We start from the raw sequence: 22932 nt of genomic DNA, 5'->3' as shown, positions 1-22932 counted from the left end.
TCATGCGACTATATTACACACTCAAAACGCTCGATCCTGTGATTGTGAGCCAGAACAATGCCACAACCAATAATCACGAGTGCTTAGATTATATCCCCGGTAGTGCCATATTAGGTGCGCTGGCCGCGAACCACTATGCAGGCTTAAATCAAGCACAAAGCTGGTCAGCATTCCATAGCGGGGAGTGCCGGTTCAGCCCTTGCTACCCTGTCATCAATAATCAAATTAGCTTGCCAACACCGGCCAGTTGGCATTTTTCCAAAGGCAAATCTGTCATTGAATACGGAAAGTACAATGCCAATGAGATTTCAAATCATGCCGCCGGCGACTTTAAACGCCAGCAAGATACCCAGTACAAACAATGCCGCGATGGTTATGTCACCGCTGACGCTACCACGGCAACTATTAAACATGGGCTATCAACCAAAACGGCGATTGATGCTCACACAGGCAAGGCCAAAGATGGCCAGCTATTTTCCTATACCTACCTTGAAGCCGGACAGGTTTTTGCCGGCTGGATAGATTGTGAAAATGCGGCCCTGACAGAACTTTTCAGTACCTCTCTGAACCAGACGCTGCGTGTAGGCCGCTCGCGGAATACCGAATTTGGCCGGGTTCAGCTCAACCTTGTCTGCGTGGAAGAACCATCGGAACCCGTCGCTACAGATAAGTATCTGGTGCTATGGTGCCTCAGTGATTGTGAGCTGCTCGATAAAATGGGAATGCCGACCTTAAAACCCGCTGCCGCTTCTGTGCACCCGGGTCTTGAAGGAAGACTAAACCGCGAACACAGCTTTATTCGCTCGGTACGCGTTAGCCGGTTTAATCAAAAACGCCGCGGTCTTGACAGTGAACAAGTGCTGATCAGCAAAGGCAGCGTGTTGGTATTTGATCTAGATAAGAAACCAACAGCTGAAATTTTACAAGCCATCAGCCGACAAGGCATCGGCCTGAACCGCCAACAAGGTTTAGGCTGGGTCAGTGTCAATCCAAGCTGGGCAAGTCAACCACAGTTGAGCGGCGAACAACTGTTCAGCCCAATTTGTATTGCACGGCCACGCTCAACTCATACCGCACCGGCAGCGAATTCTGTCCTGATTCAATGGGTAAGCGAGCGCGTAGACGACGTAAAAACCGCTAATGATGCTCAGCAAGCAGTGAATCAGCGATTGAAAGCGATTTACCAGGGCTACAAGAACGTACGCCGATATAACAACATTCTTAATCGCAATGAAGCCGGTCCGTCTTCTACCCAGTGGCGAAGAATCGCCGATGTAGTGCGTCATGCGGCTAATGATGCATCCTGGCATGACGCAGTTTTTACGGGCGAAAGCGCCATTTGTAAAACCAATAACGATGAGCTGGGCTGGGGAATTCAGTGGCATAACGGCAAGCAATTAATTGCGTTTGCCGACATGGTGAAATCTGAATTAGAAAATCAGTCTGTTACCACCATGCGCCTGTTGCTTGAGCAATTGTGTCGCTACGACTTATCCACCTTCAGCGGCCTCAACAAGCTGGCTAAAGAATACAAATTAGACCAAGGGGATCAATAACATGAGCCGTATTTATTTAACCCGCTTAGTCATTGAAACCCAAACCCCAATGGCCATTAACACCGGTGGCCGAGAAACCGGTTTTGACAGCCAGTTGGCCCGTGATGCCAATGGTATACCTTATATTCCTGCTACCAGTATTGCCGGAGTTTGGCGTCATCTTACAAAAGAAGATAACAAGCTCGGAGAGCAAGCTGCAGAGTTTTGGTTCGGCACTACCGAGCGCTGTTCAACCCTCACCCTTGCTGATGGCATAGTACATAACAGCCAGAATAAACCTGTTGTCGGGCTGATTTCTTCGCAAGAGATCCAAAATGATCCGATACTAGCCCTACTCCGTCAGGATCGCCCTCATCATCGTGAACATGTACGCATAAATGACCGTGGCGTGGCCGCCGACGAGGCAAAATTTGATCAGCTGTTACTGCCAGCCGGTGTACGCTTTACCGTTGATATTCGCTGGAATAGCAACGGCCAAGATGCCCAGCAAGAAAAAGAGTGGCAAGATATTCTGGCCTGCTGGCAAAAGCGCCACTTTGCTCTCGGTGCGACAACCCGCAATGGTTTGGGGAAAATTAGAGTGGTTGCCAGCTCACAGCAAGTATTAGATTTAGCGGGCAACCCTACCGCAGGTGAACGACTTTCTGAGTTTGTTAAACGCACGGACATCCCAACCCAACTGGATCTAACCGCTCAACCGCAAACGACTCCCTTTGCCGAACTGCCCTTGCAAGCGTTGGATAACTGGCGTTGCGGCACCGGATCGAGCCTGCTCGATCCGAGTAAAAAAGAAGCGAACGTTAATATCATTACTTATAGCGAACCGCGTATCGAGTGGCACAACAATACTGCGGCTATTGCGCCGAATAGCCCAGTGCTGTGCGGCAGCAGTATTAAAGGGATCCTGGCCCACCGTATTGCCTATCATCTGCGTAAACGTCTTGGTATCTGGGCAGAAGATATGGCCGACTGCGACCATGAAACATGGGAAAAACGTCCGATTGAGCTGAAACAACTCCTTGGCCATGCCGATCAAGACGATCATAACCAAAGTGTAGCAGGAAAGCTGTTTGTCGATGATTGCCAAATTGATTTCGAGCACACAATTATTCGCACCCATAACAGTATCGACCGCTTTACCGGCGGGGTGCGACAAGGCGCACTCTATAGTGAAGAGCTCCTCTATCAACCTTGCTTTACCCTCAAGTTATGGCTTGTCCCCGGTACAAGTTTGTCTCCTGAGTTAAAAGGTGCATTGGAAGATACACTCAGCGATCTGCAATCCGGATTACTGCCGTTTGGTGCGGGCAGCGGACGAGGCACAAGCCTAGTGATGCAAAACCAAACTCAGGAATGGCTCGTCAACTGGAATGCCATCACAGAAGCTACAAACGAGAAGGCCAAGGAAAAAGCATTATGAGTTTAGATAACTATTTTAAATTACAGGCACATAGCTGCGATGAAGCCGATTTATTAGGTGCTGTACTACCCAAGTTGATTACAGCCAGCCTTAGCGTTAAGTCGCAAACACTCTCTGCGGAGCAAACCATCAGCGAAATTGCTGATTTTGCCGCTGAGCAGGGCTGGCTGATGTTGCGAGATGGCATCGAGCTTTGCCTCTCAGCTCCTGAGCGTCGTGATTTTATTGAAGGGGAGTGGTGCCGGGGTGATCGTAGTTTAAAAATCAAACTCATCGGTCATGACCAATACCTAGTCACTGAGTTTGCACCGAGTGAAGCAACGCAGGTGACTCAGGCCTATTCAGAACAACAGATCTACCTTCGCAACGAATTGAAAGAGCAGACTGACTGTAATACAGCATGTTACCGTTTTTGGTGGCAACAAGAGCAATCTAGCGAGCATCGGGGCCGTTGGGTACCACTTGTGCAGCAGTTTATTGGTTTTGACCACACTAAGGAGGCCCGGTAATGGCAATCTCATATCAGGTCCATGCGCCTTACCATTTTGTTCCACTGTCTAAGTGGGTATATATGCCGGATTGGGCGCACATGGTCAGCCATGATGTGCCGTTTAAAGACGGTTACAGCGGTGTGATTGAATACAGACTTACCAACGCTACTCCCCTACTGGTTGGTGGTGAGCAAGATAATAAAGATGGGCAGCCAACTCTGGTAAAATGGACGCGCGACCCGCATGGCAACCCAGTAATTCCCGGCTCAAGCCTTAAAGGGATGATCCGCAATGTACTAGAAATTGCAGCTTTTGGTAAGTTTGTTGCCATTGATGAGAATCATTTCTCATTCAGGGATGTGTCCAGCAAAAGCCACTATTTGGAAAGTATCATAAAGCCAAACAGTGTACGTGCGGCATGGTTAAAATACGACAGCACAAAACAGGGCTGGACGCTTACTACCTGTGAGTGGGCGAAAATAAAGCACTCGGATATAAGAACTGCTTTTGCTATCAAAATTGATAATAACGACGCTGCAACGGCAAAATACGATGCCTGGCCGCTAACTAAGCCGGTTAATATGAAAGTGATCAGTAAAACGGGTAAGCAGGGTACGGTAAACTGGGCGGTCGATCTTGATAAAGGTAATAGCAGCGGAAACCTAGTTTTTTGCAATAAGCGAATTATCGGTCGGGGCCATCCGCAGGATTATGAGTTCAGCTACTGCTTCTACGGACAGCAGCATGTCGCAGCGATTGATATGGAGCAGTTGAACGCCCTGGCAAATAAAATGTTTGTCAGCCACGATGAGGATCAAGTCAAGTACTTGCTTGAGAACCAGCACCCTGATTTTGGTATTCCTATCTTTGCGCTATTTGACAAAAAAGGCCAGAAATTACACTCACTGGGCTTATCAAAAATGCCGCGGGTGCTGTATAACCACTCAGTTGCGGGTTTAGCTGACAAGATGCAAACCAAAGCTCGAACAAGCCCGCACTACTTTGATATGGCAGAGCTGATGTTCGGTACCTTGCGTGAAAAAGGTCTAAGCCTGAAAAGCCGAGTCTTTTTCAGTGACGGCAAGCTGGAGAAATCAACGGGCATGACGGTTTCTGATAATGTCACGCTAAACAGCCCTAAAGCGACATTTCAGGCCGCTTATCTTGAACAGCCAATACAGGGGCAATACCAAGATTACGACAACAGCAGCGCCAGGCTCTCGGGTTGGAAACGTTATGTGGCCAATAGTGAATTCAAAGCCAACAAAAGCAGCTCAGGCAATACTAATGTCCAGACTCAACTGGAACTCCTCAACCCTAATAGCGAATTTACCGGCCGCATTATCTTCCACAATCTCAAGCAGGAAGAGCTGGGGGCGTTATTGTGGGCGATCCGGCTAGGCCGGGATGAACAAGCCGCGGATCATTATCATGGTCTGGGACACGGTAAATCTCTCGGAGCGGGGGCAGTTCAGCTTGCTATCGAAAAAACGACACTTTCGCTAAACAACACTGCTGCCGAGCAACCGGATCCGCAACAGCTGATAGAATGTTTTATTGCGCATATGAACGCAAACTACCCCGAAGGTAATGTTGCAAACTGGGAAGGCAGCCCGCAGATCCGCCATCTGCTGGCCCTTGCCAATATAAAAGCCAATCAAGGCCGAGATCTGAGTTACCTAGAATTCGGCGACTATAAGGGTATCAAGAATCGCAAAGAGGCTTTGCCTGCGGTTAACATCAATGATACTCCGCTTAATCGCAAAGAGTCGCTGAGATTCGCTTCCGATGGTTCACTGAGCTTTGCTGCCGGCAGACTGTCAGTGCTTTTTTCCGGCGAGGACAAAGCGGATACCTGGTATCAGGAGGAAAAAACCAAACAGCAAAAGCTGCAGCGTCACATTGACTGGCTAAAGGAAGAAAAGGAAAAGGAAAAAGCCGTCGCGCTCGAGGCAGAAAAGCTCGCCGCTCTTCCAGAAGATGAAAAAATGGTCACAGAGCTTAAACTTGCCTTGGAAAAAGCCAATGATCTTGAGGAAAAACGCAATATTAATACTAGGGTTGAAGAAATTATCGATCTTTCCCTTCGCCAGGATATCAGTACGCCTGCCGCCCGGTTGCTTCTAGAGACGGTGACAGATAAAAGCCTATGTGCTTACCTGGCCATTACCAACAAAAAGAAACTTCAAAGCCGCAAAGCCAAACTTGCTGATCTGGTTACCAAATATAACCTGAAAGGGGGCCTGTAATGGGTCCGGCGTTCCACTTTCTGGCAAAACGCTTCTCACTGCTGAAACTGCGTGTTTATGTGCAGTTTCAGCAGGGTACGGAGTTGCCTTCATTTAAGGGCTCCATGCTGCATGGCTGGTTTGGTCATGCCATCAAGGCTGTCGATGAACATGCTTTTTTTGTGCTTTATGGCAGTCATGGCAACCAGCAGCCTAAACCTTACCTGGTCTGTCCGAGTGATGATTTAAAAACGCATTGGCATAAAAATGAGCTCTACCATTTTGACATTGTACTTTTTGGCGAAGCGACACAACTTGCTGAATCTGTACTCAAGGCACTTCAATACGGCCAAAAACTGGGACTAGGCCCTAAAAGAACCCCGTTCTCCTTGACCTGTGTCTGCTCTGTATTGCCAACCCAGCTCAAAGCCGGAATTCACCCTACCTGCCTGAGTGAGTGGCTGACGGAAAATGCTCCCGCGGGCCCTCAAACAGAAATTGCTATTCATTATCAAACTCCGATCAGGGTGAAATCAGCCGGGAAAATCGTTAAAAACAAGGCGCCGAATTTAGATGAATGGCTCAACCATATAATTCGCCGCTGGCGCCAACTCAGCACCTTTTGGGTGGTAGATAGCGAAGAGTTGTTCAGCCAACTTTATGTCGAACAGCCGTGCTTGGGCGATTATGAAATAAGCTCTCACCTCTATTTTGAAGACTGGCAACGCTACTCCCACAAAGAACGGGATAACCTCCCTTTTGGCGGATTACAAGGCCAGGTCAGCTATTTTGGCGATATCGCAACCGCTATTCCCTGGCTTGCTGTTGGCCAGCAACTGCATGTGGGCGGAAAAACCACCTTTGGCCTAGGTAAATATCAGTTGATAACGTAACGCTTTTTGCTTGAACAATGGGGTAAGTAACAGCCACGGCTGGTGCAATACCGGGCTCTGATCACAGTGCTTCCCCATTAAATGTTACCCAAAACTATTGATCTTTATAATTTTTTGATCTTTTACTAGGAATCTGTCATGACCATTCATATCAACCTTATCTCTCACCAACTGCTGCCCAACGTGATCTCTACGCTCGGCGAGGATGTTGCCAACATCGAAAAAGTCATCCTGGTGGTGGGGGATAACAAGCTATCTGAACATGCACAATTGTTGAAAGATTTTTACCGGCGTAAAGGTATCCGTCAGGTTGAGCTATTTCAATGTGAAACCAGCACCGACTATGCCCAGCTTAGACACCATGCCGATTCGCTCTATCAACAGATAAGAGAGCAATATCCTACTGTGATGCTTGCGTTAAACGCCTCCGGGGGCACTAAGCCTATGTCCATCGCATTCACCCAGGCTTTTGATAAATTCGATGAGCTTTCAATGGCCATTTACACCGACACCTCCAGCAAAAAGATCAGCATTTTAAACGAAAAAGGAGGCAGCCTTCCTTACCAAAGCGCGCTTGATATCGAAGACTACCTATATTTGAACAAAATGCGCCCAGTTGAGTACATCTCGCCGGAAAGTCGGGATCACGATGATGTGATGGCGCGCAGCGCTGTAACAAAGAAGATGCTTGAGCTTTGCCGACAAAACCCGGGGGTGCTTAAAACCATTAATGCCATCGCATCACAGAGCCATTTTGGGAATCAGGCCAAGCCATATAACCCAGAGGTCCCGCTGTACAGTCAACCACATGGCGTTTTACAAGACGCCTTAGATGAATTTGCCGAGCACGGTCTAATAACATATACCGAACAGGCCGTGGCTTTTACATCAAGAGAGGCAGCCAGATACATTGGCGGCGGCTGGCTTGAAGAATATGCTTACCTGGCTGCATTGGACGCTGGCATTGAGCATGTGGCAATGAATGTAAAAGGCCACTGGCTGGATGCCAATAACCAGGAGAGCAGTGTCAGCAACGAACTGGACGTGATACTGGTTCACAATAACCAGATGATGCTCATAGAGTGCAAAACCAGTGGCTGGAGCCAGAGCGGCACAGGTCAGGCAACGACACTCAAGCTGGAAAGCCTGATGCGAAATCTCGGCGGCAGCCATGCTAATGGGATGCTCGTCAGCGTATTTGATATCGGTGCACATACCCAGGAGCGGATAAGCGGGTTCGATAATCTGACCACGCTGATAGGCAGCGACTTATCTGGTCTAGTTGATCAGCTAAAAGCCTGGCAAAACAGCATCAGCTAATCCCCTATTCAGCCGCTTATCCTGTTTTTTCAGTGATAAGCGGCAATCTTTTTTACGCAAACTTGCGAAACCTGCACTCCGCCAACCGTCCTCTTATACTCTCCCCATCTTCTTCGATAACTCGTTCGATTGACAAATTCTGGAGGTGATTATGGTTTTCCCCCTTGCATGGATTATTGGAGGCACTGTCATCGGTACAGTTGCCTACTTATGCTCTGATAATAGTTCCGACAGCTCAAATTCGGGATCATCGCACAGTGAACACGATGTTGAAAAAAAGCGTCGGCAAGCAGCCTATCAGCAGGCACAGCAAGCTAACGAGGCGGAATTCAACGCCTGGCAACGTCGTCATGGCTTACACGGCCTGTCGGCCGATCGGCTTCATGAGAGCTCAGACCCGATTTTGGCCGAAGCGCTCGCTCAGCTAGAGCAAACTTCACACCACCAGCAACGGCTACAGGAAGCGGCAGAGCTAGAAGAGCGGTTAGCGCTGATTAGCGCGCTGCAGCAAGCGCTTGATGTCAGCCGTGGTAATTAACTGGCCGGGGCCGTCACCCTTCTTGTTTATGACGTTACCGTTTGATATTTCATATTTTTCTCCATTAAGGAGGCGCTATGCCAATTGAACATGTGTCGATAGAACAGCTTACCTGCAGTGCTTGTCATGTTTTTCCCGAGCTTGAGCCTTTGCTCCAACAATACCAGGCTCTGGCACAACCGGAGCTGCAACCCGGCGTCGTTGCCTTTGGTCAATACAATGTGGGCAAGAGCAGCCTGCTTAATGCGCTTAGCGATAAGGATGCTTTCAAGGTGGCCGACAAACGCGAAACGAGCGCAAATCAGCACGTCATCGCCGACGGCGTGCGCTGGATTGACACGCCGGGGCTCTCTGCCGATATTTCTGCCAGAGACGATACCCTAGCCCGGCAGGCAGCAACAATGCAGGCCGATTTGGTCTTAATGCTGCACAATATCACCAACGGTGAGCTGGGGCAGGATCAGCTCAATGCCCTGCAACAGCTGGCCGCGACTGATGCCGGCCCAGAGGTATTGCTGGTCCTAACCCGAATAGATGAACTGGCGCAGGACCAGCAGCCGGCGATATTGACCTGTATTGAGCAGCAAGTTCCGTCTTTGCCGCCGTTGCTGGTTTCAAGCCGGCGCTATCAGGCAGGCCAAGAAAGCGGACAAGATTTGCTGATCACACTAAGCGGCATTCCGGAACTCAAAGCGCAGATTAACAATCAGTTGGCTTCTGCCTCCATTCGCAGAACGCAACGTTTGCGGGTCGTTGTTCAGCAGATAGAGCAGATACTGAGCCGTTATAAAATCCGCCTCTCTGCCCGCAAACAAAAAATTCGGGCTGAGCAGATCTGCTGTCATGCGCAAATCAAACAAGAGCTTGATGAGCTGCGCCGCCAAGCCTGTCACAGACTGGAGCTGGCAGGATAACCCCGGCATTTATCCCGGCGGCGAACCGTCCCCTGTTTTTCCAAACCAAGGAGCTATCTATGAAGGCCTTAGCGACACAAATTCACGCCTTTGCCGAGGGTTTTACCACAGCGGCTGCCGACGAAGTCGGGCTGCATCAACGTATAGATGAAGCCTGCCGGGCATTAACCCCCCTGTTTACCCTTGAGCATGCTGGCAAAGACAATGAAATGGCCCTCGAAGCCGAGAAGCTGGTCAGTCATGTTCAGGCGATGTTCCGGAGCTGGGGTGATGAATGGCGGGCTGCCCAGCCTATGCGAGAGCTGTCACAACAGATGGCCGATCGTTTCGTTTTGCTGGTCTTCGGCAAAGTCAATGCCGGCAAATCGAGCTTTATCAACCATCTGGCTGACCGCCTTTCTGAAACTCTGGCAGTGCCGGCCAGCTACTTCCAGCTTGAAGGTGGTAAGGTAAACTACATTGACGGGCCGTTAAAAGAGGGGGCGACTGAAACCACCCATGCCATCCAAGGAATTGAACTGGGGCCGCATTTTGTGATCCTGGATACGCCGGGGCTGCACTCGGTCACACCGGAAAATGCCGGTTTGACGCGCCGTTTCACCGACACAGCAGATGCTGTGGTTTGGCTGACACCGGCAAGCAACCCCGGCCTTGTCCATGAACTCGATGAGCTCAGCGAAGAGATCCGCCTAGGTAAACCCGTCCTACCGGTGATCAGCAAAAGTGACACCGTACTCGAAAGCATAGATGCAAGCTGTGGCGGCTTGGTCCAACAAACCGTCGCCAAATCGCCTGAGAACCGGCAGCTGCAACAAACCGACGTATATCAGCGCGCAACGCAACATTTGGCTGAGCACCAGGCATTATTGGCCAGGAATCCGCTATCGCTGCGCCGTCCGGTATCGATCTCTGTATTATGCGATAAGCAATACCCAGCTCGGAACGAAACCCGGTACGACTCGGGACTGACTGAGCTCGATTGCACCCTGGCGAGCTTGCTTGCCGACGCCAAGGCGTATAAATGCCGGAAAATGCAAGCACAACTGAACCATTTCTGGCAAAAAAAGGTGCTGACGCCACTGGAGCAACAGCTGTATCCCGAGTGTGAAAGACTGGCTGCCGAACTGAGTCAACAAGAGCAGGCGCTACACTCAGAAAAAGACCGGCTGGTAATATCAGTTGCAAACAAGGTCGCCGAGCTATGGCCGGAGCTGGTGTTAAAACATCAAGACAGTGGTGATACCCAGGCGCTGAGCCGCGAACTCAGCCTGTTGATCCAGCAGCAGGTGAGCGAAGAACTAAAGCCAGTTCTGGACAAATTCAGCCAGAATTATCCTGACGTGGATTGTTCTGTTTCCGGTGAACACCTGGGGCAGTTCCAAAAGCTTACCGCCAGCTATCAAACGAAAACCAACGGGGTATCCAAAACGGCCTGGGAAATAGCCGGCACCGCATTAGGCAGCGCCCTGGGGCTGCTTGGCGGCCCGGCCGGTCTTTTCGCAGGTGGGATTGCCGGTAAGTTGATCACCGACCATCTGGTTGATGATGAGTACGAAGAGCACTACTACACCATAGGCGTTGATATCAGCGAGGTGCTGGCCAAAGGTGATACGGTGATCCAGCAGGCCGTGACCGAGGCAATAGAGTGCAGCATCAATTGGGTGATCCAACAGTATATTAAGCCGGTGAAGGACTACCTGGCCGATGCCTTGGCGCATATCGCGAGGCTAAGTGACACCGTGCCTCACTCAGGATGAATTAGTCATAGGTCCGCCACAGGAAGATGGCGGCCTTTGCTTTTTAGCCATTTTTAACATATTGATACATAAGAACACTAATTTCACATGGCATGAAAAATGCTTACTTTGTGATTTTTGGCCTTGTTTAAAACGCTTGTTTGGTTGCAATTTGCAACATTAAAATCATAGAGTTATACTTGTGCTTAGGTCTGAAAGGACGAGCCCTGACTAAAGGGATTAAGACGCAGTGTTGTTCTGGGTGTATGGCAATACAGATGCGTCTGAAAGGACGAGCCCTGACTAAAGGGATTAAGACCCAGCGCTTACGGATAGATTCTTGGGCAACTTCAAGTCTGAAAGGACGAGCCCTGACTAAAGGGATTAAGACGATATCCCCGCAACCCTAGGTTATTTATCGGAGAGTCTGAAAGGACGAGCCCTGACTAAAGGGATTAAGACCAAGGATTCTCTTTCATTTCTTCACGAGCAGCAGGTCTGAAAGGACGAGCCCTGACTAAAGGGATTAAGACCTCGGGTGATTGTTTTACTGGATTGTAGATGTATGGTCTGAAAGGACGAGCCCTGACCAAAGGGATTCTGCTGGCCTGCCGCTCTGCGACGGGCTTTTTTTCCTCTTTTTTCACAAGTTTGTGAGTCCCGCTTTTCTCGCACAGCGGCGTTACAGTAAGTGCATCGTTAAGTCTGATTTTCTGCGGAGATCGTTATGAATCCATATCAGCCTGCCTGTGATGCGCTCGGCCACATTCAAACTTTGCTTGCTAAAAGCAAGGTGCACGCTCAGTACCTGCCCCTGATCAGCGAATGGCAAGATCAGCTTGTCCGGCAAATGCCAACTGTGATGCTCTATGGCAACTACAATGCCGGTAAAAGCAGCCTGATTAACTTGCTTGTGGGAGATACTGTCGCCACAGAGGGCGAGATCCCGACCACGGCCCGGGTGCATACCTACCACTGGCAAGGTATGCCATTGTTAGATACGCCGGGTATTAATGCGCCCATGGCGCATGAACACATCAGCCAGCAGCAGTTGGCAAAAACGGATCTCGTGCTGTTTGTGATACGAAACTCAGATGTGGATGATGCCGATATATACCGGCAACTAAGCCGGTTGATTGCCAACAATAAATCGGTGTTTGTAGTGCTTAATTGCGAATCTTCTAAGCCGGAAGACATCAGCCTGTTTCATCGGCAACTAATGGATCATCTGTTTACCGAACTTCCTCAAATGGGGGTAAGCGATTCACAAATAGAGTTATTGCCAGTGCTCCCGCTCAATATCCGCACCGCTATTCTCGCCCAGCAACAGCAACAGCCAGAGTTGCTCAAATACAGTGGTTATCTCTCTTTAGCGGCCGAACTGGCCCATTGGCTCGAGGTTCACAAGCAACATCACTGGCTGGGCAGCTTATACACCCGTATGGAGCAACAACTGTTTGAACCGCTTTTGTCACAACAACAAACAGGTAATGACGCTTTATTTACCATGTCGGCGCATATTGATTACCTGTCACAGCGGAAGGCGCTGCTCAAGCGCAGTGGGGCTGCGAAAGTAGGGAGTCTTGTGGCTGCTCGCCGCGTAGATATGCATTCGGCTCTGGAGCAATCCGAATCTTTGGCACTGTTAAGCCAAATTCAGGCGGATATCTCTGAGCAGGCAGCTCAGTGGTTACAGCAACAACTTGACCTTGTAGAGCAGGTTTTGCTTTATGGTGACTCGACGTTTGCTTCCATTACGGAGCCAAAGCAAAACACCAGTAATGAGTTAATAAACCAGATGCAGCTGCAAATGGGCAACTGCTTGAAAAGAGCCGATAAAAAACACATTTCGGCATTGCTAAGCACACTGAAAAAAGCCGATTTGCCACTTTTCAGGCAATTATCAGCAAAGCAGATCGGCCAGGCAGCAAAATATGGCGGCCCAGCCCTTCAAGCGTTATCTGCAGTGTGGAACCTGTATCAAGGATACGCCAGCCAGGGGCGCGAAAATGAACAGGCACGTCAGGCCGCAACGGTAATTGCCCGGCAGCTCACTCAGCTGAGTGCTCAAATCAGCCGCTCGCTGACTCAGCAACTGCACCAGTTTATTGATGATGCATTTTCCCCCCGGATAAAATGCGCCGTTGCCAAGAAGGAAACGTATCAGGCAGAGCTAGGTGAAGAGCAGCTTTTTCAGCAAGAACTCTCAGAGTGGCGCAACGAGCTTCGTTTGCTGTGTCTCAAGCCTGCAGAGGCAGACAAAATGGCCTGACACATTATTGCGATCAGCCGTAATCGTCCAGCCGTGTCACACCTGGTTTGGTAACCCATGGCGATTGATTTGCGACAAACAAAGAAGCCGCTTGTGATGTTCTGTTTCATCTCTAGCGGCGACCATTTTGGGTTATAACACGCCGGCTTTGTCTATCACCTGCTGGATCAGTAAAGGCACTGGTACGGTTACCGGTTTCACCTTAACATTCAGCAATTCAAAGGGTTTCTCGGCCCGCAATAGCACTATTCCGGTTTGTGCGTTTTGGCTGATGGACAGCTCCCCCTTATCAGTCCGGTAATATTCGATCTTCCAGTCCAGAGTCAGGTGGTTGAGCTTGTTCTCTTGCTCCAAAGCATGGTTATATCTCTGTGCATCGGTGATATTAATCCCATCAGTCAGGAACTGCGTCTCATGCATGCCCTGCTCAGCCACACTAATAGTCTGCTGAATTTCAAAGTAGCTGTTATCGTAGCTGTTCAACGACAGTTTCTGCACTTTATCAAAACATTCAAATTCCGAACTTCCGTCTGAGTAGTAGAATTCCTTAAACTCCCGGATCCGGTGAAGTCTGGCCTTGCTCAATGCGACTATAGCGGCCTGCTCCTGCGGCAAAATTTGGTAGTAGTAGGCACGTTCGCTGCGTGTTGTATAGGCTTCTTTGATCAATATCGGACTGTAATCCTGATAATGGCTGGCCATGTTATCGACAAACTTTTCCCCCTGCTCCAGGCAGCTGATCAGGTTACCGCCGTCCAATGCAAAGTTATGTTCAGGGTGCAGGAAGCACGGGAAGTAGTTCAGCTCAGCGGTAAAATTGGCATCGCGATTCAAGCTGCAGGTGTTGCATCCTCTCGCGCAGGTACAGTGCTGGATCTCGACATCCAGATCCGTGTTTTTATATTTAAATACGCGGCGGCGATGATCCTGCCAGCTAAAGGTCAGCACCTCGGACAGATCTTTTTCTAATGCCTGTAGGCTGTAAAAGTAAGGATAGAAATCTTTTAATCCTTCCGTGATCAACAGCTCCAGGAATTTGACGGTTGAAGCCCCGCAGGTAGCCGAATATTCTAATATTGCTTCCAGCGATTTTAACGATGTATTGACTCCTTTTAGCAACACGAAATTCAGTTTGAACGGGATCCCGGCCTGACGGATAAGCTCAATCTTTTGTTTGATTTTTGTAAGCAGGTTGTCGGATCCGAAGTCCGGTTTCTTCTTACGGTGAACAATGCTCAGGTATTCGTCATCGCGCAGGCTATGTACCGATAAGTTAAAACGAACCTTCCCAGGGTAATCAACTAAACGTTCAATGACTTTTGGGGTGATCCGCTCACCATTCGTGACAATCGTAATTTCTGGCTGGTAACCAATTTGTTCCATGTAGTCCAGGCAGGCGCTTAATGAGCGCCATTGCAGCAATGGCTCGCCACCGGTAAATGTGAAGTCGTCGTAACCCTGCTCTGCAAACTGCCTGATCACCTCAAAAATATCGCTCAGATCCCGGCAGCTTCGCCCCACCTCCATCTCCATCCCTTCTTCGTGGCAGAAGAAGCAGTGGTAGTTACACTTTTCCGTGATAGAAAACCGAACTGATTTGCGGTAGGTGATTTCCTTGCTGTATAGACGGGGGATTGATTGGCTGTAATTCAGCTTGACCAGCCTTGGCTGCTGCTCGTGTAAATGCGCTGATAAATCAAGCACAATACGCGTTACCCCTGCTTCTGCCAGAATGCGTTCAATTTTCACCAGGGCCGGGAGAATGTCGCCCCGGCTCTGCAATATGCTAATGTGGTATTCGTCAGGATACGATACTGCGGAAAACTCAACCCCCTGAAGAGGAGACGCTAAGGTGATGGATGCGTGGCTCATAACAATCTGTCTGAAAAATTAAGTCTTTCATTATAAATAACATTACTCGTTATAAATCATCTTGTTCTGCAAAAATTGATCTCTGCCGCTGTTTTTATTGCTTTTGGTATTCATACCTTTGGCTAAATTCCGTTTTACTGATTAAGCACGTTGCTTTTCATATATTTTACACAACCACCTCTGACTGGTATTTAGGTTAAATTCACCTCTTCTGATGAAAAGGCTTTCGCTCCATCGTGTTTGACCCGGTTTAATCGCCGGGCTTTTTCCGCAAACTTGTCATTCAGGCATGCCGTGCCGCAACCTATTATTATCTCCCTGTAGCCGATAATACCGGCTCTCTGCTCCGGCCTGTTTTTGCCTTTTTCTTAAAACGAACCGGGGCGGGGAATATAAGCTGCTGGCTTTCAAGGTTTGGTCCGGCTATGGTAAATAATCAACTTCAGATGGTATTTTTACAGCAGGAGTCTGTGATGGCTGAAACAACATGGCTGGTCACCCGCCATCCCGGTGCCAAAGAATGGCTCCAACAGCAGGGAATTACCGGCACAATGATAGATCACCTTGATATTGATTGCGTAAAACCGGGTGACACCGTCATTGGCACCTTACCGATCAATTTGGCTTTCCGTGTCTGTCAGCTAGGCGCGATATATCAGCACCTGAGCCTGGAGATCCCACGCCACTTGCGCGGCGTTGAACTGACCAGTCGCGAGATGGAGCAATGCGGAATCAGTCTTGAACGCTACCGGGTCATAAAGATTCAGGAGCTTGAGTAACAAGAGAGCCCGGCTGCTTTAACCTCACAGGGCTATTTTTTCAAAAAAGCCTCTAACAGTAACACCAGGCAAAATAACAGCAATAATTCGCCATAAAAATATGGTTCCCCCTTCCTTTAAAGCAAAACAACCTCCATTAAAGGTAAACAGGTATAATCACGCAAACAATATCGGCTAAAAAAGCCGTAGTGCATGCACTGCAATATTTCCGTCAGGCGTGGAGCTCGGCTCATCACGCGACTTCTTTTCATATTGCTCGAAGCCTCTACCTGAGCGCCCGGATAAATATACTGAGCGCGCTATGGGGCAGTATTGTCATCTTATGGCTGCCAGCAGACCTAATTTTATTGCCTCTTGACGTGTGTGAACGTGTTGTTGTTTTCCGAGTCCTGTTTGGGCTGGTATTACTGATCATCTTCAATATAAGCCGCCGCTCGGCCACACTAAAAAGTGCTCTGCAAACTCTGTATTTGTTGATACTCTCCATTAACCTGTTTTTTATCTGCGTAATGTGGGCGCTCAACTTACCTGGGCAGAATATCAGTATACCCTATGGCTATTACCTATTACCCGTCGCGCATATTGCGCTCCTGTCTATTTTTCCGTTGACAATTAAGGAGGCGGGCACATTAGTTCTGATCACCCTGATTGCATCGGCAACCCCGTTCTGCGGTATTTTTCTCATACCGCACAGCCAGAGCAGTTACTGGTTTCTGCTCATGGTTGCGACGGCAATAATGATGATACAGCTATCTAAGTTGCACCTAATGATGGTCATGCACCGCCAGGCCGCACTGGATCCCCTGACCAGCATCTATAATCGCGGCCAATTCCTAACTCTGGCACAACGGGTATTTGAGCGATGTAAAAAAGATAACAGTCCTTTTGCTATCATGCTGATCGATATTGATAAATTTAAGCAGGTCAATGACACATGGGGGCATTCTGCAGGCGATAACGTCTTACAGGCCTTTTCAGAGTTTATTCAGAATCATTTAAGAGCCACAAATTTGTTTGGGCGCTATGGTGGCGAAGAGTTCGTGATCTGCATTCCTTATACTTCACCAGAATATATTTCCCTAATAGCAGAACGATTGCTTAACGGCTTGGCAGAATTAGATATCACCATCTCCCCATTAGGTGAAAATATTAATGTTACAGCCTCTATTGGGATCTCTTACTCAGAACCAGGTGATACCCTATTTTCACTCATTGAACGTGCCGACGTGGGACTTTACAGATGTAAAAACAGCGGAAGAAATTGCTATAAAATTGAGCCGTTATCCCACTCAACATCTGAAATTAACGTTATAGGACAAGTACGTTAATCCATTAGCAATACCGTTCATATTATGTTCATGCTTCGCACCTGTACGACATAAAGGTAGTGACTTTTAGGGGCAGCCGACTAAAATAATCCCCAGCGGACAAGGTATGCCCTGACTAAAGGGATTAAAACTCGACACGAGGTAGTTGAACGCCGCCTTTATTCTGTCTGATTAAACACCCTGATTAAAGGGATAAGAAAAGCCCGCAACTCTTGTAGCGGGCTTTCAGTTTACTGGCGTTTGTTATTTGTTAAAAAACAAACCCATCAAGCCTTTCATCACTATGAATAACCAACCAGTCCTCTTTGTTCCCAAGATGAAAGCTACCCTCAGGGATTGAAAACGGAATACAAAGCAGCCGATCTTCTTGTTCATCGATCATTTCGGAGATTTGGGTACACAGTGCCTCTTTTTTTGCACGAGAAACACTCAATACAAATACTGATTTTTGCAATGCCCACCCTTCTGTACTGCACACCTTATACACCTTTTTCAGTCGCTTTGGGCAAGCAATATCATAGCTAATTAACCAAAGTGGCTTGTTCATTTCGTGCCTCTTTCTCTATGCGTTTTCTCACCAGCCGGGCAATTCGATTGACCCGTTTTTGATGTTCGTACTTAAAGCTATGCCATTGCTTATAGAAAACTTGTTGACCTTGGTGGTTCAGACGACACTGCTTTTCTAATGTAACAAAATGATCGACACACAATATCCGGCGCAGAAATAGCATGGCAACCCAATATTCCACATCAGCCCGAGTGATTTCTTTTACATCATAAATCAAGCTCTGACGGCGATAACCGGTAACATGATGAACTCCCAAACCAACATCCAATCCCTGAGCAAGCAATGCCTTACAATACAAACTATCTTCCATCGTTGCAGCCAAAGAGAGTATGGCATTAACCGGATCGACAGGCGGTCGTCTGGCTCGTCCGACAAAACCCAAGTCGGCAAATAAATGTCTCCACTGTTGCCAGTAAAGATTTGTCAGTTGTGCTTCAATTATCATCAGTGACTCTGCATTTTTAATTCGCTGGGTAAAGCTTAGCCAGTCATCTGGGCAAGGTAAGTGCAATTTTTTAAGGGCGCGTCTTTGCCGGGTTACGCGAATTTCAACTAAATGACACGCCAGTTTATTTTTTATGTCAGGGTTTGAAAAAACAGCGTACTGACGCAGTTTAATATCACTGGCCGGGGCAGACAAAGGCACTAAACTCGCCTGTTGATTCAGCTTTTGTCCGCTAAATAATAGCTGAATTCCTTTCTCTGCCAGAATTAGCATGACATCAGAAGTAAGGCTGACACCTTTACCTATGATTAACTGACTGATTGAAGCCCAGGGAATCACCTTCTGCCCTTTCGCTAGATGGTGACAGCGCAAGAGACCATCTGATACTGCCAGTTCATAACCCTTTTCGTCCAATACCAAAAGCGTCATCTCTCCTCCTGTTAGATTTGCTGGTAATACACTATTTAACTTAACAGCAGGAGGTGAATAATCTGGTTTCACAAACTTGTGAGTGGTGATGTTACCCATGTTATTAATCGAAAATATATTATTTATAACCGCTTGATGGAAAACAAGGTGACTTTAACATGGCATGAAAAATGCTTAATTCGTTAAAATCATCTTTGTTTAAAACGTCTGTTTATTTGCAATTTGCAACTTTAAAATCAGACGGTTATACTTGCCTCTTGTCTGAAAGGACGAGCCCTGACTAAAGGGATTAAGACTAAGCAAGGCACGGGTACCTGACTGTGTATTCATGTCTGAAAGGACGAGCCCTGACTAAAGGGATTAAGACATAGAACTCTTGCATGATTTCTGGGATGTACGAGTCTGAAAGGACGAGCCCTGACTAAAGGGATTAAGACCTGTACCAGTCCTACCGATCATCAACACTACTTTAGTCTGAAAGGACGAGCCCTGACTAAAGGGATAAAAAAAGCGATGACGAAAGCCATCGCTTTTTTGCTAACACCACCAATCTAATCCTCTGAGCGGTATTCCGACTCTTTGACTTGAGCAGGCCAAACTTCATTGCTCAGGCGGCCCTGCTCTATCGACCACTTATACTGTTTGAGTAGCTTTTTCAGCTCGCTGATCCGTACCCGCTGTGACGGGCTCCCTGCCGCATCCTTAAAAGTAGTAATAAATGCTCCTTTGAGGTTATAGCTTAAATGGCTCCACCAGGCATACCACGGCCCTTGTGGTATTGCGCCCTGGCTGCCGGGGCGGATTGACTGACCATACGGAAAATGACCGGTGCCAATATTGCTTGTGATGCTGGTACCGCCAATATGTTCATAAGGGTGACGGCCCGACATGAGCAACATAAAACAAATTGCGGTTAAGGAGAACAAGTCGCTGTTTTCATCTCGCACCACCTCTTTCAACTTTAACCCCTGATGCTCGGGCGGGATCATGCTATCTTGCCCAACCGGGCACGGATATCGCCTGCCCTGGTAGCTGATCTGAAAGCTGTCACAGTCAATGAAGTAAACCTGTTCACTATCCGGATCGACAATGAAGTTATCAAGGTTGATATCTCCCATGAAAATACCTTGCTTGTGAAGCTGCTCGGCTGTATTCAGCAGGTTGAGCAGGTAACTAACAATCTGGACACGGGTAAGCTGAGGGAAGTGCTTTTTCGTCAACTTAGGGTTACACAACAAGCGCATTTTCTTACCCTGAACACATTTCATGGCATATCCCTGCCACCGTTGCTGTGAGTCATACACTGCAATTTGCGGCCAGGCCAGAGGCAAGGTGCGCAGGCATGGATTTTCACGGTACAGTGCAATTAACGCGTTAACTTTCTCCATACGCTCGGCATCACCGATATGGTTTTGGTGGTACTTTTTCACCACGACATCCGGCCGGTTCAAAAGTGGATATATGCTGCCTTCCCCTCCGGCAGCTAATTCTTCTGCCAATGGCTGACCGGTACCTTGCATGTCATAAACCATGTTGCTCATCATCTGCTCTCCTCTTCCCTTTGTGCTGCCGATGACGCTGCTAATACCGCCAGGCTTTTGTCGTCACCTGTCGTCGCGTTCCAGATCCCGGGATCACAGAGAAAACTGTATAAAGACTTCTCTATCTGATCGTCTTGCTCTAACCATCGGCTGATATGATCCAGGCCATTGGCTACTTCCCCGTTTTTAAGGTTGATCAGCCTTTCTGCTGCGCCGTCACTCATCGCAGCGACGCCTGTCAGGCCGGCTGAATCGAGCATGCCGCTTTGCACCTGACCAAGTGAGAGCCTGTCGTCGACAAAACACGTCTGGTTGGCAAATTCACCTTTATCCGGGGGGCTGATTATCTTCCAGCGGTTGGTCTTTTTGTCTTGTGTATCTGAGTTTCGGATCACCAGATACCCATCACCGACTTGAAGCCAGAAACTGCGGTACTGTCCCAGCACGCACACTAATAAAGTGGCTCGGTAATCCTTTTCTGAGCGCTTGTGATCTGCCGCAATGTCTTTCAGTACACCTTTTGCGTGGCGGGCTATCAACTGTGCCAGTAACTCTGTTGCTTCAGCGGTAACGGCTTTATCTTTTACCGGCTCGTCCAACCAGGTTTTGAATAAAGGCTCAACGGTGGTGATCAACCGGCTCAGCCCCGATACCAAGACTTGCGATCCCAGTTCAGACACCGGTGCACTGCCCGCGCCATCACTGACGACCAGATGCGGACGCGTGGCGGACTTGGCCAGTGCAGCATCCTGGCATGGCTGCTGGTCAATACGATGGCGATAGCCTACTACGGCTTCAGCCGCAGCGTTCCATTGGCTGAGATCGATAACTGGACTTAGCTCTGGCGGATTGAACCTCGAGCTAAGCACCGGCGGAAGTAAGGGTAGGTAGTAACCTGTCATTCAAAGTACCTCTTGCAAAAAGAAACGGCGCAACAAACGTAAAGATGCGTGGGCAGTCTTGCCCATGGTTGATGCTAGACGTCGATGCTGTCCCACGAATCCGTTGGCGGTAGTGATACTCTGTCCCCCGGGATAGAAGCGCTGACCCGCTGCATACTCTGCGATAACCAGATGAAGAACTCGGAAAATTTCAGTCCTGCCAGCTTCTTAGGTGGCAACACACTGAATTGCGACAGCACTTCCAGGTTGGCGTCGTCACCAATGGCAACACACAGCACCACCATCTTTTTGTTTTCGGCCAGTGCGCGCAGTCGACGGGCGGCGGCTTGCCATTCGTCATTGGGTTCACCGTCAGTCATCAGTATCAGCCAGGGTTGATAATAGCTGACCCCTGCTTTCTGATATTCCTGCTTTCGTGATTCAAGCTCGTTAATGGCCAGATCGACCGCTTGTCCCATCGGCGTCATGCCATTGGCTTCTACCGGAGCGACTTCGGTTACTTCATCCACCGTGACCATGGGCTGCTTAAACTCGATCTGATGGCCAAAGGTGATCATGCCCAATTCCACCGAACAGCTTGCCACCTCGTCCTTTTGGACTTCTTCAATGAAACGTTGGACTCCGCAGTTAAGCTGGGAAATGGGCTGTCCCCCCATGCTTGATGATGCATCCAGTACCAACATACATGCACAACGGGGAGCCGGGTTCAAAATCAGCGCATCGTCAAAAGCAAGATTGTTGTAGCTCATAAGTATCTCCAGATCTGAAACAAAAGAAAGCAAGCAAGAATCGGGGAAAACACAGCGTTACTACATAGCTGAATCTTCCTTGTGTCATTGCACTGCCGATGACGTGTAATTTACGTGATCCCTTATCCTTTATCTCAATTCACAAACTTGTGGTATGAAGGTGCAGTAGGAGGAGTGTCGTATATAAGTCTGATTGGGCGATATTGATTTTCTACTGCGTCATACGCGAGATGAAAAAGCAGCGAGAGCCTTTTTCCAAAAGGCCTCAGGACAACATGGATTACCAGAAAAGATGGTGCTCGATAAGAGTGGTGCCAACGCGTTAGCGCTGCATAATATCAACGTCCAGCTCTGGTTGACGGGGAGGATGCTCCACCTGATTGAAGTGCTTCAGGTTAAGTATCTGAACAATATCGTCGAGCAAAGCCACCGCATAATGAAAGGAAAAATGAACCAGGCACTGGGCTAGAAATCTGACGAAGGCGCAAAGACCACAATAGCCGGTATAAAACTGTGGGCGATGACTAAAAATGGACAACTCTGATGGTTTATCTGTTTGGGATGAATTCTACGCACTTGCAGCCTAATGACATCTGGAAATCGGTACGTTTGTATTTCAACATAACTTTGCGACAAAACCATGGCGGAGCGGCTGGGACTCATTCGACCGTAGGGCGAACTTAAATTCAGCGCATACAAAAAAGCCCCGTCATTTCTGACGAGGCTTCGTTGTAGTGGCGGAACGGCTGGGACTCAACGCGCACGGCCAGTCGGGGCTGGCCATCCAGCCGCGCCCAAAAGACCGAAGGGCTTTCGGGAGCGTTAGATGTGAAAAAGCCCGACGCTTTCGCATCGGGCTAAATCGTTGGCGGAACGGCTGGGCTGGCACTCCAGCGGGACTCATTCGACCGCAGGGCGAACTTAAATTCAACGCATACAAAAATGTATGGT

At 48.6% G+C, this 22932-nt stretch carries 18 protein-coding genes, 1 pseudogene and 1 CRISPR repeat array; of the genes and pseudogenes, 13 read left to right on the top strand and 6 right to left on the bottom strand.

Features of this window, described 5'->3' with window-relative positions; all coding sequences use genetic code 11:
* Window positions 1-2: 2 nt before the first annotated feature.
* From ABT56_RS22105 to ABT56_RS22060, 10 genes are all read left to right on the top strand, one after another.
* On the top strand, window positions 3-1556 hold the full coding sequence (locus ABT56_RS22105; protein ID WP_047881087.1) for a hypothetical protein: 1554 nt from the start codon (window positions 3-5) through the stop codon (window positions 1554-1556).
* 1 nt (window position 1557) lies between these two features.
* Window positions 1558-2976 (top strand): RAMP superfamily CRISPR-associated protein, encoded by a 1419-nt coding sequence (locus ABT56_RS22100; RefSeq protein WP_047881086.1) that lies wholly within the window; start codon window positions 1558-1560, stop codon window positions 2974-2976.
* Window positions 2973-3485: a hypothetical protein gene (locus tag ABT56_RS22095; protein WP_047881085.1), complete on the top strand. Its 513-nt coding sequence runs from the start codon at window positions 2973-2975 to the stop codon at window positions 3483-3485. The genes ABT56_RS22100 and ABT56_RS22095 overlap by 4 nt, the downstream gene beginning before the upstream one ends.
* Window positions 3485-5716: a TIGR03986 family type III CRISPR-associated RAMP protein gene (locus ABT56_RS22090; RefSeq protein WP_047881084.1), complete on the top strand. Its 2232-nt coding sequence runs from the start codon at window positions 3485-3487 to the stop codon at window positions 5714-5716. Before ABT56_RS22095 ends, ABT56_RS22090 begins: the two co-directional genes overlap by 1 nt.
* A complete protein-coding gene (gene cas6 / locus ABT56_RS22085) occupies window positions 5716-6588 on the top strand; it encodes a CRISPR system precrRNA processing endoribonuclease RAMP protein Cas6 (RefSeq protein ID WP_047881083.1) in 873 nt (290 codons plus the stop codon). The genes ABT56_RS22090 and cas6 overlap by 1 nt, the downstream gene beginning before the upstream one ends.
* A gap of 138 nt (window positions 6589-6726) precedes the next feature.
* Window positions 6727-7908 carry a Card1-like endonuclease domain-containing protein gene (locus tag ABT56_RS22080; protein ID WP_047881082.1) on the top strand — a complete coding sequence of 394 codons (1182 nt, stop codon included), beginning with the start codon at window positions 6727-6729 and terminating at the stop codon, window positions 7906-7908.
* Window positions 7909-8059: 151 nt separating this feature from the next.
* Window positions 8060-8446, top strand: a complete 387-nt coding sequence (locus tag ABT56_RS22075) for a hypothetical protein (RefSeq protein ID WP_047881081.1) — start codon at window positions 8060-8062, stop codon at window positions 8444-8446.
* A 77-nt stretch (window positions 8447-8523) separates the two neighbouring features.
* Window positions 8524-9360 (top strand): GTPase, encoded by an 837-nt coding sequence (locus ABT56_RS22070; RefSeq protein WP_053062606.1) that lies wholly within the window; start codon window positions 8524-8526, stop codon window positions 9358-9360.
* Window positions 9361-9419: 59 nt separating this feature from the next.
* Window positions 9420-11117 (top strand): GTPase, encoded by a 1698-nt coding sequence (locus ABT56_RS23435; protein ID WP_053062605.1) that lies wholly within the window; start codon window positions 9420-9422, stop codon window positions 11115-11117.
* Between the two features lie 189 nt (window positions 11118-11306).
* A CRISPR array of direct repeats spans window positions 11307-11701; the repeat unit is 37 nt; unit sequence GTCTGAAAGGACGAGCCCTGACTAAAGGGATTAAGAC.
* Window positions 11702-11823: 122 nt separating this feature from the next.
* Entirely contained in the window at window positions 11824-13368 is a 1545-nt protein-coding gene (locus tag ABT56_RS22060; RefSeq protein WP_047881080.1) for a GTPase, read from the top strand.
* Window positions 13369-13500: 132 nt separating this feature from the next.
* Here the strand turns inward: ABT56_RS22060 and ABT56_RS22055 are convergent, their stop codons facing one another.
* Window positions 13501-15240 carry a radical SAM protein gene (locus ABT56_RS22055; RefSeq protein ID WP_053062604.1) on the bottom strand — a complete coding sequence of 580 codons (1740 nt, stop codon included), beginning with the start codon at window positions 15238-15240 and terminating at the stop codon, window positions 13501-13503.
* A gap of 473 nt (window positions 15241-15713) precedes the next feature.
* Between ABT56_RS22055 and csx16 the strand changes: the two genes are divergently transcribed.
* Together csx16 and ABT56_RS22045 are read left to right on the top strand one after the other, a co-directional pair.
* The gene (gene csx16, locus ABT56_RS22050) at window positions 15714-16019 is read left to right on the top strand and encodes a CRISPR-associated protein Csx16 (protein ID WP_047881079.1); all 306 of its coding nucleotides are present in this window, start codon (window positions 15714-15716) and stop codon (window positions 16017-16019) included.
* A 188-nt stretch (window positions 16020-16207) separates the two neighbouring features.
* Window positions 16208-17347, top strand: coding sequence for a GGDEF domain-containing protein (locus tag ABT56_RS22045; RefSeq protein WP_047881078.1), 1140 nt, complete (start codon window positions 16208-16210; stop codon window positions 17345-17347).
* Window positions 17348-17597: 250 nt separating this feature from the next.
* Here ABT56_RS22045 and cas2 read toward each other — a convergent pair whose 3' ends face one another.
* The 5 genes from cas2 to ABT56_RS22020 form a co-directional block, all read right to left on the bottom strand.
* Window positions 17598-17894, bottom strand: coding sequence for a CRISPR-associated endonuclease Cas2 (gene cas2, locus ABT56_RS22040; protein ID WP_053062603.1), 297 nt, complete (start codon window positions 17892-17894; stop codon window positions 17598-17600).
* A complete protein-coding gene (cas1, locus tag ABT56_RS22035) occupies window positions 17869-18888 on the bottom strand; it encodes a CRISPR-associated endonuclease Cas1 (protein ID WP_084722468.1) in 1020 nt (339 codons plus the stop codon). The genes cas2 and cas1 overlap by 26 nt, the downstream gene beginning before the upstream one ends.
* A 452-nt stretch (window positions 18889-19340) precedes the next feature.
* Window positions 19341-20333 (bottom strand): hypothetical protein, encoded by a 993-nt coding sequence (locus ABT56_RS22030; protein WP_053062602.1) that lies wholly within the window; start codon window positions 20331-20333, stop codon window positions 19341-19343.
* Entirely contained in the window at window positions 20330-21232 is a 903-nt protein-coding gene (locus ABT56_RS22025; protein WP_047881076.1) for a PP2C family serine/threonine-protein phosphatase, read from the bottom strand. The genes ABT56_RS22030 and ABT56_RS22025 overlap by 4 nt, the downstream gene beginning before the upstream one ends.
* Before the next feature lie 74 nt (window positions 21233-21306).
* On the bottom strand, window positions 21307-21981 hold the full coding sequence (locus tag ABT56_RS22020) for a vWA domain-containing protein (protein WP_047881075.1): 675 nt from the start codon (window positions 21979-21981) through the stop codon (window positions 21307-21309).
* Window positions 21982-22183: 202 nt separating this feature from the next.
* On the opposite strand from ABT56_RS22020, the pseudogene ABT56_RS22015 reads away from it, so the two are divergent.
* Window positions 22184-22568, top strand: a pseudogene (locus tag ABT56_RS22015) (DDE-type integrase/transposase/recombinase); the annotation flags it as partial.
* Window positions 22569-22932 lie beyond the last annotated feature (364 nt).

It is taken from the genome of Photobacterium aquae, from assembly GCF_001029445.1.
GTDB lineage: Bacteria > Pseudomonadota > Gammaproteobacteria > Enterobacterales > Vibrionaceae > Photobacterium > Photobacterium aquae.
Note: the sequence above shows the minus strand (reverse complement) of the source record. Positions and strands in the feature narration are given on the sequence as shown.

Bases quoted from the DNA above. Each gene is read 5' to 3' on its own strand.
- ABT56_RS23435 (WP_053062605.1), top strand. From the start codon at position 9,420: ATGAAGGCCTTAGCGACACAAATTCACGCCTTTGCCGAGGGTTTTACC.
- ABT56_RS22055 (WP_053062604.1), bottom strand. From the start codon at position 15,240: ATGAGCCACGCATCCATCACCTTAGCGTCTCCTCTTCAGGGGGTTGAG.
- ABT56_RS22105 (WP_047881087.1), top strand. From the start codon at position 3: ATGCGACTATATTACACACTCAAAACGCTCGATCCTGTGATTGTGAGC.
- csx16 (WP_047881079.1), top strand. From the start codon at position 15,714: ATGGCTGAAACAACATGGCTGGTCACCCGCCATCCCGGTGCCAAAGAA.
- cas6 (WP_047881083.1), top strand. From the start codon at position 5,716: ATGGGTCCGGCGTTCCACTTTCTGGCAAAACGCTTCTCACTGCTGAAA.
- ABT56_RS22030 (WP_053062602.1), bottom strand. From the start codon at position 20,333: ATGATGAGCAACATGGTTTATGACATGCAAGGTACCGGTCAGCCATTG.
- ABT56_RS22070 (WP_053062606.1), top strand. From the start codon at position 8,524: ATGCCAATTGAACATGTGTCGATAGAACAGCTTACCTGCAGTGCTTGT.
- ABT56_RS22075 (WP_047881081.1), top strand. From the start codon at position 8,060: ATGGTTTTCCCCCTTGCATGGATTATTGGAGGCACTGTCATCGGTACA.
- ABT56_RS22020 (WP_047881075.1), bottom strand. From the start codon at position 21,981: ATGAGCTACAACAATCTTGCTTTTGACGATGCGCTGATTTTGAACCCG.
- ABT56_RS22025 (WP_047881076.1), bottom strand. From the start codon at position 21,232: ATGACAGGTTACTACCTACCCTTACTTCCGCCGGTGCTTAGCTCGAGG.
- ABT56_RS22100 (WP_047881086.1), top strand. From the start codon at position 1,558: ATGAGCCGTATTTATTTAACCCGCTTAGTCATTGAAACCCAAACCCCA.
- ABT56_RS22080 (WP_047881082.1), top strand. From the start codon at position 6,727: ATGACCATTCATATCAACCTTATCTCTCACCAACTGCTGCCCAACGTG.
- cas2 (WP_053062603.1), bottom strand. From the start codon at position 17,894: ATGAACAAGCCACTTTGGTTAATTAGCTATGATATTGCTTGCCCAAAG.
- ABT56_RS22095 (WP_047881085.1), top strand. From the start codon at position 2,973: ATGAGTTTAGATAACTATTTTAAATTACAGGCACATAGCTGCGATGAA.
- ABT56_RS22090 (WP_047881084.1), top strand. From the start codon at position 3,485: ATGGCAATCTCATATCAGGTCCATGCGCCTTACCATTTTGTTCCACTG.
- cas1 (WP_084722468.1), bottom strand. From the start codon at position 18,888: ATGGGTAACATCACCACTCACAAGTTTGTGAAACCAGATTATTCACCT.
- ABT56_RS22060 (WP_047881080.1), top strand. From the start codon at position 11,824: ATGAATCCATATCAGCCTGCCTGTGATGCGCTCGGCCACATTCAAACT.